Annotated in this window: 18 protein-coding genes; 2 read left to right on the top strand and 16 right to left on the bottom strand. The window is 41.0% G+C overall.

Features of this window, described 5'->3' with window-relative positions; genetic code table 11:
* Positions 1-141 precede the first annotated feature (141 nt).
* The 16 genes from HCR01_RS06535 to HCR01_RS06465 form a co-directional block, all read right to left on the bottom strand.
* Complete coding sequence (locus HCR01_RS06535) at positions 142-753, bottom strand: Uma2 family endonuclease (RefSeq protein ID WP_193195430.1); 612 nt, start codon at positions 751-753, stop codon at positions 142-144.
* A gap of 118 nt (positions 754-871) precedes the next feature.
* A complete protein-coding gene (locus tag HCR01_RS06530) occupies positions 872-1,408 on the bottom strand; it encodes a (2Fe-2S) ferredoxin domain-containing protein (RefSeq protein WP_193195429.1) in 537 nt (178 codons plus the stop codon).
* A 125-nt stretch (positions 1,409-1,533) separates the two neighbouring features.
* A complete protein-coding gene (gene nifT / locus HCR01_RS06525; protein WP_162397624.1) occupies positions 1,534-1,737 on the bottom strand; it encodes a putative nitrogen fixation protein NifT in 204 nt (67 codons plus the stop codon).
* A complete protein-coding gene (locus HCR01_RS06520) occupies positions 1,712-1,999 on the bottom strand; it encodes a nitrogen fixation protein NifZ (RefSeq protein WP_193195428.1) in 288 nt (95 codons plus the stop codon). Before HCR01_RS06520 ends, nifT begins: the two co-directional genes overlap by 26 nt.
* Positions 1,986-3,119: a homocitrate synthase gene (nifV, locus tag HCR01_RS06515; RefSeq protein WP_193195427.1), complete on the bottom strand. Its 1,134-nt coding sequence runs from the start codon at positions 3,117-3,119 to the stop codon at positions 1,986-1,988. Before nifV ends, HCR01_RS06520 begins: the two co-directional genes overlap by 14 nt.
* Before the next feature lie 372 nt (positions 3,120-3,491).
* Positions 3,492-3,689, bottom strand: a complete 198-nt coding sequence (locus tag HCR01_RS06510) for a DUF2949 domain-containing protein (protein ID WP_162397621.1) — start codon at positions 3,687-3,689, stop codon at positions 3,492-3,494.
* A 423-nt stretch (positions 3,690-4,112) separates the two neighbouring features.
* Entirely contained in the window at positions 4,113-4,370 is a 258-nt protein-coding gene (locus tag HCR01_RS06505) for an Asr1405/Asl0597 family protein (RefSeq protein ID WP_193195426.1), read from the bottom strand.
* 70 nt (positions 4,371-4,440) lie between these two features.
* Entirely contained in the window at positions 4,441-5,202 is a 762-nt protein-coding gene (cysE, locus tag HCR01_RS06500; RefSeq protein ID WP_193195425.1) for a serine O-acetyltransferase, read from the bottom strand.
* A gap of 585 nt (positions 5,203-5,787) precedes the next feature.
* A complete protein-coding gene (locus tag HCR01_RS38490; RefSeq protein ID WP_226889164.1) occupies positions 5,788-6,009 on the bottom strand; it encodes a hypothetical protein in 222 nt (73 codons plus the stop codon).
* Between the two features lie 138 nt (positions 6,010-6,147).
* A complete protein-coding gene (locus HCR01_RS06495; protein WP_193195424.1) occupies positions 6,148-6,624 on the bottom strand; it encodes a hypothetical protein in 477 nt (158 codons plus the stop codon).
* 217 nt (positions 6,625-6,841) lie between these two features.
* Positions 6,842-7,285, bottom strand: a complete 444-nt coding sequence (locus tag HCR01_RS06490) for an HNH endonuclease (RefSeq protein ID WP_193195423.1) — start codon at positions 7,283-7,285, stop codon at positions 6,842-6,844.
* Positions 7,286-7,294: 9 nt separating this feature from the next.
* Positions 7,295-7,549 (bottom strand): hypothetical protein, encoded by a 255-nt coding sequence (locus HCR01_RS06485; protein WP_193195422.1) that lies wholly within the window; start codon positions 7,547-7,549, stop codon positions 7,295-7,297.
* 25 nt (positions 7,550-7,574) lie between these two features.
* A complete protein-coding gene (locus HCR01_RS06480; protein ID WP_193195421.1) occupies positions 7,575-7,799 on the bottom strand; it encodes a type II toxin-antitoxin system HicB family antitoxin in 225 nt (74 codons plus the stop codon).
* On the bottom strand, positions 7,796-8,023 hold the full coding sequence (locus HCR01_RS06475) for a type II toxin-antitoxin system HicA family toxin (RefSeq protein ID WP_193195420.1): 228 nt from the start codon (positions 8,021-8,023) through the stop codon (positions 7,796-7,798). The genes HCR01_RS06480 and HCR01_RS06475 overlap by 4 nt, the downstream gene beginning before the upstream one ends.
* Before the next feature lie 15 nt (positions 8,024-8,038).
* Entirely contained in the window at positions 8,039-11,968 is a 3,930-nt protein-coding gene (locus tag HCR01_RS06470) for a HEAT repeat domain-containing protein (protein ID WP_193195419.1), read from the bottom strand.
* A gap of 144 nt (positions 11,969-12,112) precedes the next feature.
* Positions 12,113-13,057: an NAD(P)-dependent alcohol dehydrogenase gene (locus tag HCR01_RS06465; protein WP_193195418.1), complete on the bottom strand. Its 945-nt coding sequence runs from the start codon at positions 13,055-13,057 to the stop codon at positions 12,113-12,115.
* A gap of 200 nt (positions 13,058-13,257) precedes the next feature.
* Here HCR01_RS06465 and HCR01_RS06460 point away from each other — a divergent pair, with 200 nt between their 5' ends.
* Both HCR01_RS06460 and HCR01_RS06455 read left to right on the top strand, forming a co-directional pair.
* Positions 13,258-13,680, top strand: a complete 423-nt coding sequence (locus tag HCR01_RS06460; protein WP_162397609.1) for an element excision factor XisH family protein — start codon at positions 13,258-13,260, stop codon at positions 13,678-13,680.
* A complete protein-coding gene (locus tag HCR01_RS06455; RefSeq protein WP_193195417.1) occupies positions 13,662-14,003 on the top strand; it encodes a XisI protein in 342 nt (113 codons plus the stop codon). Before HCR01_RS06460 ends, HCR01_RS06455 begins: the two co-directional genes overlap by 19 nt.
* The last annotated feature ends 24 nt before the right edge of the window (positions 14,004-14,027 follow it).

Below are 14,027 nucleotides of genomic sequence, written 5' to 3'. Positions count from 1 at the left end.
AAAGCGTTCCCAAAGGTTAGCGAAACATCTATGAGATTCTTTCTTGTGGAGCGAGACGCTGCACATAGCTTGTTTATCGCAGGGTATGTAACATATTAGGGGAAGTAAGCGACAGAATAAAAACCCTGATTTTTTGATGAATTATGTGCTAGGTTTACTTAAGCGATCGCCTCTGACATCTCCTGGAAAAACTTTAGATAAATCGAGAACTAAATCAGGAAAATATGGCAGATTAACTGATTCATTTGGCAAATAAATTAACTTGCGGCGATAACCAAATTTACCCTGCAAATATTGATAAGGCTCGCTATAGCATCCCAAAGAATTATCTACTAAATTAAATATCCAATAATTAGAAATATTCGCTTCTGCATAAAGCAGTAATTTTACCTCTTGGTCATATTTAAAGAAGGAATCAGCAATCTCTATTAAAAGTAATACGTCAGATGGGCTGGGATGATTTGTTAGATAGTCATCATCTCTATTTTTTGCAATTACTCTATCTGGTTCAGGCTCACTGTAGTTAGACAAAGTAATTGGTTGTTGTCCTCGCAGGGTTGCACGATCGCCTACTAACTTATATAATTCTCGCTCTAGGCGTGTTTCACAAACTGAATGTGGTGTACCTTTTACTGCCATGTAGAAAATTTCACCCTTAATTAGCTCAACTCGATCATCCTCCTTAAAGAAGCCGAGTTCTGCCATCCGGTGATATTCAGCTATGGTGAAGCGTTTAGCAGTGGTTAGGCTCATAACAAATACAGGACATGCAGAGTTATTTGCATCTTAACGTTTTACACTAAAAATAAATAGGTGGAATAGGAGCTAACCTTTTCCACCTGTAAAATTAACTTACAAATATCTTTGCAACTTAAGTTAAGTGTTTTTCTAGCAAAGATGCGATCGCGTCTGGATGAATATTTTTGTATTTCTTTTTACCAAGCTGCAAAACACAATTAGGGGCGCTACCGCAGCATTTTTGGCAGCCTGTGTGTTCAATTTTGACTTTATCTAACAAACCGCGATCGCACAAGGTTTTTTCCAATTCTGATAATAACCCTTTGCCACCACGCTTCATACAACCAGACTTTTGACATACCATAATCCTGGCTTTGGGTTGAGGTGGCAGATCTGGAACTGGACAAACACCCATTGATGTTACCCGATAAGCTTTGAGTTTAATTTTACCTGTGTGTGGATTTAATTTACTATGACCACAAACGCGAATTTGCTCACCAGGTACTAACGATGTCAAAGAACGGCGTAACTCTTTAGGAAGTTTAACTTGCACACTTCCAGATGGAACTGCTAATTGTAAGTATTTATATTTTCCTGGTTCATCACCAACAAAACCTAGTAACTGTCCCTCAACATTCAATTCCGATAAAGTCAGATATTTGTCACCCATTTTCAGTCACTCAAAATATAAAATAATAAACCCCATTCTGATGGGGTAATTTCACTCATCCAAAGAAAGAAGGAAAAATCTATTTTTTATCTTTTACCTTCTCTCTTTACTGTCGAATTAGGATTTTATGCCAGGCGTTTAGCTTCTACAGTTTGAGGTAAATTTGCTGCATCTGGCAAATCACGAAATTCTAATTCCCAGCCATTTGCTAAGGTAAGAATTTTTCCCTCATTTCCTTCTGTTTGTTTAACTACTTCTTCCTCTAAGTCTTTTTTAGCAACGTAGACAACTAAATTGCCGGCATCATTCATCCGTAACATTACTTTCATGAGATTCCTCAACAGATTCTAGTTCTTTTTTCTTGCAGCCGACGACGAACCCTGTTTCCAAAAAATGCACGGCATAGATATAAGAAGTCTGCAAATATGTGCCAATACTTGCTATGTAGCCGATATCTCCCTTGTTTGCTAAAACTTGCCCGACTTCTTTCCCAGGAAACGTACCATCGTTTTTTAGCAGTTTGCGAACTCTGACTTTTTCACCAATTTCAAAAGCGGGTGGTAAGTTAAGCTCTAATTCATCGCGTTGCATGAGAATACCTCTGTTCTCGTACCAAATTCAAAAGTTCTTCTGTAGTCAAGCTGCGTTTTTTCTGTATCGATTGATGACGCACTGCGTCTAAAACAGACTGGGTTTCTTGTGGGTTCAAGAAAATACCATGCTGTTGTAGCAGGCTAGATACTAAATGCCGACCAGAATGTTTACCTACTACTAAACGCCGTTCCCAACCTACTTCTTCGGGCGCAAATGGTTCGTAAGTGATGGGGTTTTGCATTACGCCATGAGCGTGAATACCAGACTCGTGAGCAAAGGTATTTTCACCAACAATCGCTTTCCAAGGTGGTACGTCAGCACCGGATGCTGAAGCAACGAGTTGAGATAATTCCAGCAAACTGGGAGTGTCAATACCCAAATCGACGCCATAGATGCGTTTGATCGCCATGACAACTTCTTCTAAGGCTGCATTGCCAGCTCTTTCGCCCAAGCCGTTAACTGTGGTATTGACAGATGAAGCTCCAGCTTTAATACCAGCCAAAGCATTAGCAGTTGCTAGACCAAAATCATTGTGGGTGTGAATTTCTAGGGGTACCAACAAAGCTGATACAAGTCGCTTGACTTTTGTGTAGGTGGTGAAAGGGTCAAGAACTCCTACAGTATCGCAGAAGCGAAACCGTGACGCACCCCATTCTTGGGCATAAAGTGCTACATCTAAGAGGAAGTTTTCATCAGCTCTAGAAGAATCTTCTCCCCCTACTGCTACCCAAAGACCTTTATCGACGGCGAAGCTGATACAATCTTTGAGTTTTTGCAAACTTACTCGCCACTGACCGTGAAATTTTGCGGCGATTTGGATACCAGAGACGGGAATGGCAATATGCACTCGGTTCAGACCGCAGGCTACGGAAGCCTTAATATCTGATATGACAGCGCGGTTCCAGCCTAGGAGTTTAGCTTGTAAACCCAAGTCAGAAATTGCACAGATCGCGCGGATTTCTTCCTCACCCATCGCCGGAATACCGACTTCTAATTCGGGAATACCAATGGCGTCAAGAAACTTAGCGATCGCTACTTTCTCTTGTAAGTTAAAGGCAACACCTGCTGCTTGTTCGCCATCACGTAATGTAGTGTCATTAATTATGATTTGATTCATTGCAAACTTCCCTCTCTCGGAATGTTTCCTAATATCCTTTCTCTCTACAATTCCTAATGATGGTAAATGCTAAAAATATCACAACTCATAATGCAGTATTCTTCATTCTTAATTATTATCGAATTGGGAACACCACATCTGTATGACAAAGAACCAAAACCTGGTATAATTTACGAATTCTTTTTACTGTTGTCAGTTGAAATTTGTTCGAGTAGCAAGCAGCTGATATAGCTATTAATAAGTCCTGAACAAAGCAAAAGACCAAATCCAGCAATTAAAGTGGAAATCATTGTTGTAACCTCATAGTTTCTAGATAATTGGTGTGTAGTTTAACCAGGAAAATGCACTTCAAAGTTAAAGGGTGCAAATTAGCTAAACTTGTTCGGCTAACCAATCAAAAATTCGTCCTAGTTGCTCTAAGTCAACTAGGCCATACTGCCAAAGAAGCATTGGTAACGGCCCATTGTTCAACTCACGGTGTCGCAGCGCCACAGCAATATCAGCTTTTGTAAGTTCGAGTTCATTGTGCAAAAAAGTAATGAATTTTATATCGCTGTTACGAGTTGCCATATCGGACATTCAAATTATTGAGCTAGGTAAGAATTAAAAATTTTAAATTCCAAGTGTTGCTTGGTAATTTCGCCTTTTTAATTGTCGGGATATGTCAGGATAATTTCAGATTTCGTAGACTAGACAAAATCCAAAATTAGGTTAACCTCTATCAGTCTGCAACAAAATTTGCTAGCGGACAGTAACTTCAACTTCTAAATCTATTAGGCGTTCATGCATCTGTGTAAAGAAAACGAATAATACTTGCGTGATGAATTAAGTCTTACTCCTTTCCTGGTAGAAGAATAAGGAAATATTTTTTATCTCACGCAGAGGCGCAGAGAAAGAAAAGATAGGTAATTTTAGAGCGTGAAGGGAGTAATAGTGTATGGATTAGCCATTACCAAATACTGAAGAAAATATCTTTCCTGTTCTATTCAGCACTCAATACTCATTACTGTAATTCCAGCACCGCTCTAGCCAGTCCACTAATTCGTGGCGAGCGGCAATAAATTGCATAACTGTACTGCGTATCAGAATTGCTTCTTGCAAATTATTTACTTGCACTCGCAAAGAACCATCGGGGTGACAGGAACTTTTAATCATTAACTCTTGCAAACGGTGATATATTCGCCAGCGATCGCTCAAAGGAATCTGCAAAACTTGATCGCCTGATGCGTCAGAACTACAAGGTGATAACATAGTCGTTTGTCCTTTGTCAAAAATTCTTGGTTCACGCCTGGTAAAGTTCAGGGTCAAAAGTCCAGAGTAATTAATTTTGACTTTTGACTTTTGACTCTTGACTCTTGACTCTTAAGGTTTGTAGTTGTTGTTCAAGTTGCTCAATGCGCGAGAGCAACGAGCTAATCACAGTTGCTTCTAAATCGGGTAGTTTTCCGTGCTCTAGGGGACTGAGACTGGCGTCATTGCGGGAAATAATCCGCCCCGGAACCCCTACAACAGTGCGATCGCTGGGGACTTGGCGTAAAACAATTGAGCCAGCACCAATACGGACGCGATCGCCAATTTGTATATTTCCTAAAACCTTTGCACCCGCGCCTATCACAACGTTTTTACCCACGGTGGGATGACGCTTTCCGCTTTCTTTCCCAGTCCCGCCAAGGGTGACGCCTTGGTAAATCAGTGTATAGTCTCCCACGATCGCAGTTTCACCAATGACAACACCCATCCCGTGGTCGATAAACACACCTTTACCAATCTCTGCACCTGGGTGAATTTCAATTCCTGTCAAAAACCGCCCGATATGAGAAATTAAGCGAGGGATGAAACCCACTCCTCGACGGTGTAACCAGTGAGCGAGACGATGCAAACATAATGCGTGGAATCCAGGGTAGCAAAACACGACTTCTAACCAATTACGTGCTGCTGGATCGCGCTCAAAAATAATGCGAAAATCACTCAATAATGGCTCAAAAAAAACGCCAGAGAGGAGATTTTTCAGCAGGGATGTATGTGCAGAATCCTGCGTTTTGATAGTCTGGCGATCGCTGATACTGTCAAAGGACTGTTGCATCGGTACTGTCTATCTGGTTAAAAGAGCCATGTGCTATTTTTATGCTTATAGCAGGCGACTTCCAACTAGACAGCAAACCCAATGTCGATTGGATTTATTGAATTGATTAAGGTTGTACTCAAGCGCCCAAACCCCGACTTAACATAAATTTAAAATTTGTCTTGGGGTAGGGGTGCTAGTGTTTAATGATGGGGGTACTAGTATTTTTGGGATAGGGTTTAAGAATTTCTGTACTCGCTACAAGAAACTTTACCTGTAAGACTTTGAAAACATTTAAGCAAGATATTTTGCAATATATTAAGCTGTACTCAGATGCACTCAAATATGAGGTAGATGAAGCTAAAAATCAATATTCTGTATATCGTATTACTATTATTATCTTATTATTTAGCTCTGCAAAAAACAAGTTTCTTTATTTTCTTTTAGGATTTGCTGTCTGTATGTATGCATACGTTTCTAAATATAGCTATAGCTCATAGTAAATATTTTATTCTATTGGTGTGTGGAAGGGAAGCATCTCACTTTTGCAAATATACCTGGCGATTAGAAATCGCGGCTACACAAACAAAGTCCGCCTGCGCGGACTCAAAGAATTTGAAACCCACGAAGATGGGTTTTGTCTGTATAGCCCCGAATAACCTTTGGCAGGGCTAAACATTTCAATCTTCGAGGTGGATTCATCCAGTTCAAATACTCGCCGACGGAGTTCAAAGGTGGATTCATCCAGTTCAAATACTCGTCAACGGAGTTCAAAGGTGGATTCATCCAGTTCAAATACTCGCCGACGGAGTTCAAAGGTGGATTCATCCAGTTCAAATACTCGCCGACGGAGTTCAAAGGTGGATGAACAAAATAGGGGCCTACATGTGTACACCCCTACAGCCAATTTATTTATTGCAAAGATTTTTGAAAATGATATGAGACTCGCCGACGAGTATTAATTTATCAAGAGACGGGAGTTTTTGCAGATTTACCTTTACCAATAGCTTTAAAGCGTTCGCCCAACTGTTCAGCGACAGTCTTTAAGCCTGGAGTCTTTTTCGATGCAGTCTTCACGTAATCATAAACAGTCAAACTGCTAGTCATAGCTTCACTACCGACTGCCATTAGGGTATCATCTACCTGTTCGGTAAGTTGCTGCATTGAGATTAAAAGTTCGGTAAGCGTAGCGGCTAATTGATAATCTTGAACAAGTTCCTCAACGTCAAAGGTGGATGGAAGAATTTCGCGGTTAGACTGAGCAGCGGTGATGCTATTGTTCACAAAAGCTAGGCTTTTATCGCCCATTTTCACCAACTTGCGCCGTTCTTCAGTGCTGAGAGTAATCAAAAAGGGCATCTTTTGTTGGACTGTCTGTAGCGCAGCTTTAATTTCTTTGATATCTTGTGGTGAAAGGGAGGCTGCAATATTTTGATAAGCCATTGTATATTTACCTTGGTAGTTCTAATGGTGAAGTAGCAATAGTTGCTAAGTATAGAATTCCCATTGGTAAACGCGATCGCACATTTTCTTATAATTTTTAGTTTAGTAAAGTGTGTTAGCGCAGCGTAACGCCCCGCAATACAACTAGCTAATTAATAATCCCAAACAAGTTCTTCAGGCGATGTCTACGACGGGCTACGCCTACGCACATCATAATCTATTTATTGATCTGTTTTAGTGCTGATGCTGAGGGATACTGATCAGATGTAATCAAAGCTTGTCGCTCTAGAAGCCTTTCATCGCTGTTAAAATCTAGGATACGTGCAGTCACTTCACCGATATCTGTTTGATGCTGAATTACAGCCTCATCTAGTCGAAAATGATCGCCCCAAAAGTCTCTGCGTGGGTTAAAAAACCGCACAAGTTCGCCAGTTTGCCAATTAATTGACCCCAAATCCGTGCCTTTTTGCAAGTTACAGAAAATACAGGCATAGCAGAGATTATCTGCTACTGTAGTGCCGCCGTGTTTCACGCTGATGATATGGTCAACTTGACAACCCGATGATCTATCTACTTCAGAGACGAGACAGTATTCACAAATATGATCAGCGCGATCGGCAACTAAACGCCGCAGTTCTGCATTAATATATGAGCGAGACACTTTGGATACTTATTTAGGGTTAATGTACTTACGAGCTTTTGCTTTTGCTAATGTCATAATATGCTCTAGTGTGAGGAAATGATCTAACTCTTGCTGGTTACTTCCTGTCAGACCTTCAGTTTTTGCTCGGTAAACGAGATCCTCTAAGCGCTCTTTAGCTGCATCCGAGAGTTTAAAATCGATAACACTTTGGGGAGTGGTTCCAGCAGCAATAAACTCTATAATTTCGTCGTATACTTTGGCTGTATTTACAGATGTGTTCATAAGCTACCTTTTTAATTCATAAATTTTATGCAACTTCCAAAGACTTTCCTAGCGTCTTAGGCTCTGGTAGAGTTTCACCGTCAGCCAAAGATGATTCAATCAGCATTTCTAAAACTTCTTGAGCATTTTTAAAAGCTTCTTCATAAGTCTCTCCGTGAGTGTGACAAAATTCTCCCCATTCAGGAAGACTGACAACAAAACACTCATCTTCATCAGACCATTGAATAATTATTGTGTAGTGAGAATTCATTCTTTTTCTTCCTCTTGAGTATTTTTAATTTCTTCTAACCTTTGAAGTGCATTATTAACGTCTTTCTCTTGGTAAGCTTTAGCATCATTTCCGTCTTTACCTGATATAGTAACTCTCCCAGGTAGGAGGGGATGATACCAATTAGTGTGGCTACCTTTACCAGGACGGTAGGTAAACCCTGCTTGCAGCAATAAACTTTTGAGTTCTCTGATTTTCTTGGGCATATACTCAGCTTACATTTACCCTTCCAACTGCTTTAACTTCTTCTGAGCAAATTCCCGCACTTGCTCATCTGGGTCATTTTTGGCGCGATCGCGCAACAGTGGTAAAGTCTGGGGATGCTGAGGAAATTGCTTGATAATTATCTCTAGTGCAATGCGCCGAGGGTTGGGGTTATAGGGAGGATTATGGCTATCCTTAAAGGGGTCATTAACAGCGCACTGGTAGTAGATGTCAAACAAATCAGCGTAATATTTAAAGTGTTTAGCTAATTCTTCGACTGCTACACGTCGCACATACCAGTTATCATCCTGGGTAGCGCGTTCTTTGAGGATGGATTTGGTGTCGGGATCATCTTTGAAATTTTGAGCTAATTCTTCTATTGCTGTACCTCGCACATAGTCATCATCCTTGGTAGCACGTTCTTTGAGAATGGATTTGGTGTCGGGATCATCTTTGAAATTCTGGGCTAATTCTTCTACTGCTGCACCTCGCACATAGTTGTTATCATCCTGGGTAGCGAGTGCTTTGAGGATGGATTTGGTGTCGGGGTCATCTTTGAAGTTCTGAGCTAATTTTTGGACTGCTAAACCTCGGACATCTTCGTTATCATCTTGGGTAGTGCGTTCTTTGAGGATGGATTTGGTATCGGGGTCATCTTTGAAGTTCTGAGCTAATTTTTGGACTGCTGTACGTCGCACATCGTTGTCATCATCTTGGGTAGCGCGTTCTTTAAGAATGGATTTGGTGTCGGGGTCATCTTTGAAGTTCTGGGCTAATTCTTCTACTGCTACACGTCGAACATACCAGTTATCATCCTTGGTAGCGCGTTCTTTGAGCCAGGTTTTGGTGTTGGGGTCATCTTTGAAGTTCTGGGCTAATTCTTGGACTGCTAGAAGTTGCACGCTTGGGCTATCATCCTTGGTAGCACGTTCTTTGAGCCAGGTTTTGGTGTCGGGGTCATCTTTGAAGTTTTGGGCTAATTCTTGGACTGCTACACCTCGGACATCTTCGTTATCATCCTTGGTAGCACGTTCTTTAAGGATGGATTTGATATCGGGGTCATCTTTGAAGTTCTGGGCTAATTCTAGGACTGCTGCACGTCGCACATACCAGTTATCATCCTTGGTAGCGCGTTCTTTGAGCCAGTTTTTGGAGTCGGGGTCATCTTTGAAGTTTTGGGCTAATTCTTGGACTGCTAGAAGTTGTACGCTTGGACTATCATCTTTGGTAACGCGTTCTTTGAGGATGGATTTGGTATCAGGGTCATCTTTGAAGTTCTTGGCTAATTCTTGAACTGCTACACCTCGCACATCTTCGTTATCATCTTGGGTAGCACGTTCTTTAAGGATGGATTTGGTGTTGGGGTCATCTTTGAAGTTCTGGGCTAATTCTTCTACTGCTGTACGTCGCACACTCGCATTATCATCCTGGGTAGCACGTTCTTTGAGGATAGATTTGGTATCGGGGTCATCTTTGAAATTCTGGGCTAATTCTTGGACTACTACACGTCGCACATACCAGCTATTATCATGGGTAGCACGTTGTTTGAGCCAGGTTTTGGTGTCGAGGTCATCTTTGAAATTCTGGGCTAATTCTTGAACTGCTGCACGTCGCACACTGGCACTATCATCTTGAGTAGCGCGTTCTTTGAGCCAGGTTTTGGTATCAAGAGATTCTTGCCAAGTCGTTGCAATTGCTGTGACTGCTTGAGTGCGAATTTCCTGAACTAGCTTAGTTTCTTCTTCATCGTGATACAGGACGTAATAGTACCAGAGGTCATATTTAGTTAAGTCTTTAAGCTTATTAAGTAATTTATTAGCCGTTGACGCGATCGCCGAGCGATTTCTCACCTCTACAAGACACTTAGCCGCTAAAAAGAGATTGACAAACTTTTCCTCTTCGCCATCTTGCGCCATTAAATAATCAAGAATCTCCCCAACAAATCTTGGCTCAATCATTCCTGCAATTAGTAGCAAGACCTCATGCCAACTTTCATCCTGCCAGTGCTTGCCAAAAACTTCATTCTTAAGTTTCTCAATAGTCAGCGTTTGCGTTTCTTTAAACTGCCAGACAAACTCCCAAGCACAGAAATATTCTAAAAATGTCCGATGCACAAAAGCATAATAATCCGCACCCAAGAAACATAACATAAAGTTGCGAGTCCGCAGTTGATTAATCATCACCTTCGCAACTTCTCTAGGTTTATCAAATTCTATGGTTTTGAGATAATCAGTCAGAACTTTGACTAAATCATTTTCATTAATCAAATTACCTGCCAAACCTTTCTCACCAGTTTGCATAAGATAAGCAACCTGACGCAGAATCGCTTGCTTATCTTTATAATCAATAGTCTTGGGATCTAACCTCTTATCTTCTATCAAAGCGCGTTCCACATCCCATTGATGCAGCAACACCCGCGATGCTTGTTCATAAAGTGTAGCTCTATCTCTTGGTAGCTCCTGATTACGATTAAGAATTGCCATCATCGTCAACAGCAGAGGATTTCCCGCCAATTCTGCAATAGATTTGGAAGTGTCAATCCCTCTTTGCAGGCGTTCCCGTTTTCTAACTTTATCAACTGCATCGGTAAAAGTTAACTCATGCCAACGGTTGATAAAATCCTGAATTTGTTCTGAGTCTAAATCTTGTAATATGAAGTGGCGAAACTCAGCATCACGCAATCGTTGCGGTTTATAGCCAATAATGCGAGAAGTGACAATCACCTGCACATTCTGATATTGATTAGTAAAGCGATGAATATCTGTAATTACATCCTCTCGTTTACCAGAGTCAAATACCTCATCTAAACCATCAAACATCACTAAAGCATTACCCGCCTTTAGTTGTTCATCTAGTTGATGCTGATTGAGATGATGAATCGTTCCACTGCACTTATGGAAGAATTCTAGAAAATTATTGCATTCTTTATCTTCCCGTCGTCGCATATAAGTGCGTAACTCAATTAGCAACGGAATCGGTAATGAGATAACATTATCCAGTGGGGACTCTGCCCAATTCAAAGCCAGAAATTGCAACAATGTAGACTTACCTGAACCAGGATCCCCCAAAATCACGATGTATTTATAATTTTGCTTTTCATTGATAACATCTAATACTGAACGGATCGGCTGTTCAAAATAAACCCGTTTGTGGCGTTCTAATTCTTCTAATTCAATTTCTGCTTCTATTTGGTTACATTCTCGCAGCCGTCTCAGATGTTCTTTAGGCAGTTCGTGAACTTGTGCTAAAACCTGATGAGCTTCCCGAACATTTTGAGCAGTAAAAATTCGCCATAATTTCAGTTCGTTATAGGCATAGCCGCTAGTATCTAAGCTATCTAACTTAAGATTGCCATACCGTTCGCGGATTCCTTCTTGATATTTAATTAAATTAAACTCTGGAACAACACCAGCAATTTCTTTTGTATTTATTTCAATATCAGATAATTTTTGTAATTCTAGGATATGGTGTAATTCTTTTGAATCTAAAAGAAGTTCTTGGACTTGTGTAAAATACTGTTCTGTAAGTGATTGCCAGTTAAACTTAGATGGCAGAGGTTTTAATTGCAGCCTATTCCAACTATCTTCTAGGGTTTTAGCGTCTAGAGATTCACAATTAATATCAAAAGCCTTACCCAGAATTTCTGTAACCGACTTCTCGCTGATAAATTTCTTGATGTCTTTGGTGTACTCTTTAATTTCAACCTCACCAAGCTTGCAACGAACCTTTAGCTGCTGCTGCATGAGTTGCAAAAATTCCTTTAATGCTTTACCAGCAGCAATTTCTGTATCTTCCTTCTTAAGTTTCTGGAAAATCTTGCCAGGGATGCCTTTTAATAAATCTTTAGCCCAATCTTTAGCAGCATCCTTGGCTAAGTCTTCAAGAATGGGTTTAAAAATCAACCCGGCGGCCTGAGTTACACCCCAAATAGCTAACCAGTCCAGCATAATACTCGTGTCTGTTGAGATTTTGACTACGAGTATATACACTAGGTTGAGTAATGTTTCCAAATTTCAGAGTTATTGCAGAAACATCTTGCACGGTGTCCAGATCCCCGACTTGTTTGAAAAGTCGGGGATCTAACAAACCTATCAACTCGCAACTGCGATCGCAATCTTCCCCACAGCACGCTCAGTTTCGCTACAAGTATGAGCAGCCGCTAGTTCTGCTAAGGGATATGTGCGATCAATCACCACCTGGATTTTACCTGCCTCAATCAAATCTTTGAGATAAACCAAGTCTTGAGTGTTGGGCCGCTCAATGATAAATTTAGCTTTTTGACCAGGAATAAAAGCTGTTAATATACCTTGCACAAAGATTTCGGGCGTTGGCAGAGTTGTGATATAAATTCCGTTAGGTTTGAGGACTCGTTTGCTAGTAGAGAGCGATCGCTTTCCAACCACATCAAAGACAATATCGTACTGCGCTATACCTTCAGTAAAATCTTGTCGCGTATAGTCGATGAGGTGATCTGCTCCCAGAGATTTCACAAAATCCAAATTTTTAGTACTGCAAACTCCCGTTACCTGTGTCCCTAAAGCTTTGGCAATTTGCACCGCAAAAATCCCCACACCACCCGCAGCCCCATTAACCAAGACAGCTTGTCCAGCTTGAATATTACCTTGATCTCGCAAGGCTTGCAATGCCGTGAGCGCAGCTAAGGGCACAACAGCCGCTTCTTCATAAGTCAGGTTTGTTGGTTTGGGCGCAACCAAATTTTCTGAAACAGCTGCAAATTCAGCATAAGCTCCTCCAGGGAAGCCAGTACTGCCATAAATGGAATCTCCTGGCTGAAAACGTGTGACTTGACTACCAACCGCTATTACTTCTCCCGCCAAATCAAACCCCAGAATCATCGGGAATTTGTTCCCTGTAAGCAAGCTCAACATTCCTTTGCGGATTTTCCAATCAATGGGATTAACGCTACTGGCATGAACTTTTACAAGTAATTGCTCAGGTTTAATTTTCGGCTGCTCTACGTCTTCGTACTGCAACACTTCAGGCGAGCCATATCGCCGGATAACGACTGCTTTCATCGTATTCCTCCTGCTACCCTGTTTTGTTTACGGAACTCAGAAAGCTTGTTATTGCTTATGACTTTAGTTTAGCGATGTCTACGGCGGGTGTAGATGCAGCATTGGATTTAGTAGCTTGGTTAACTAGCAAAATTTCTGAAACCGTTGAAAGTAGGTAGAAACTTTCTAAAATGAGGATATGAATCTAACACTGCACCTGTATGCCAGCTAGAGACATTTATCACAATAATGTCAAAAATGCTTTGATTAAGGACAAATGGACAATTACTCATGACCCACTAACTCTTAAGTTTGGTAAAAAAGACTTGTACGTTGATCTAGGTGCTAGACAGTTATTAGCGGCAGAGAAAGCAGAATGTAAGATTGCAGTTGAGATTAAAAGTTTTACTGGAAGATCGGATGTTGATGATTTAGAGAAAGCGTTGGGTCAGTATGTTTTATATCAAGATATATTGACTGAGTTGGAGCCAGAGCGGGCGTTATATCTTGCAATACCTAGCAACGTCTTCGATGATTTGTTTGAAGAACCCATTGGCAAACTTTTGCTGAAAAATCGACGTTTAAAGCTGATTACCTTTGATTCAAAACAGGAGGTTATCAAACAATGGATCACACCCAATTAGACAACTATCGCCAAGTAATTGAAAATATCCTGAGTGAATATGCTTCAATTACCTATTCCTATGCCGATATTCAGTCGGAGGTAGTGTTTGATCGAACCCGCGATCGCTATTTGTGGATGGATGTGGGTTGGGATGGCGATCGCCGTATTCATGGCTGTCTGGTTCATGTTGACCTGATTGATGGCAAAATCTGGATTCAACGGGATGGGACTGAAGAAGGCATTGCCGCCGATTTAGAACGGGCTGGAATCCCTAAAAACCACATTGTACTTGGGTTTCGTTCACCGGAAGTAAGGCCCTACACGGGCTACGCAGTTGCTTAAGCTTAAGAGGCGATTTGGTAAGTT

The organism is Nostoc sp. MG11 (assembly GCF_014904695.1).
Classification (GTDB): Bacteria; Cyanobacteriota; Cyanobacteriia; order Cyanobacteriales; family Nostocaceae; genus Komarekiella.
The sequence above is the reverse complement of the archived record's forward strand: the minus strand, read 5'-3'. Positions and strand labels throughout refer to the sequence as shown.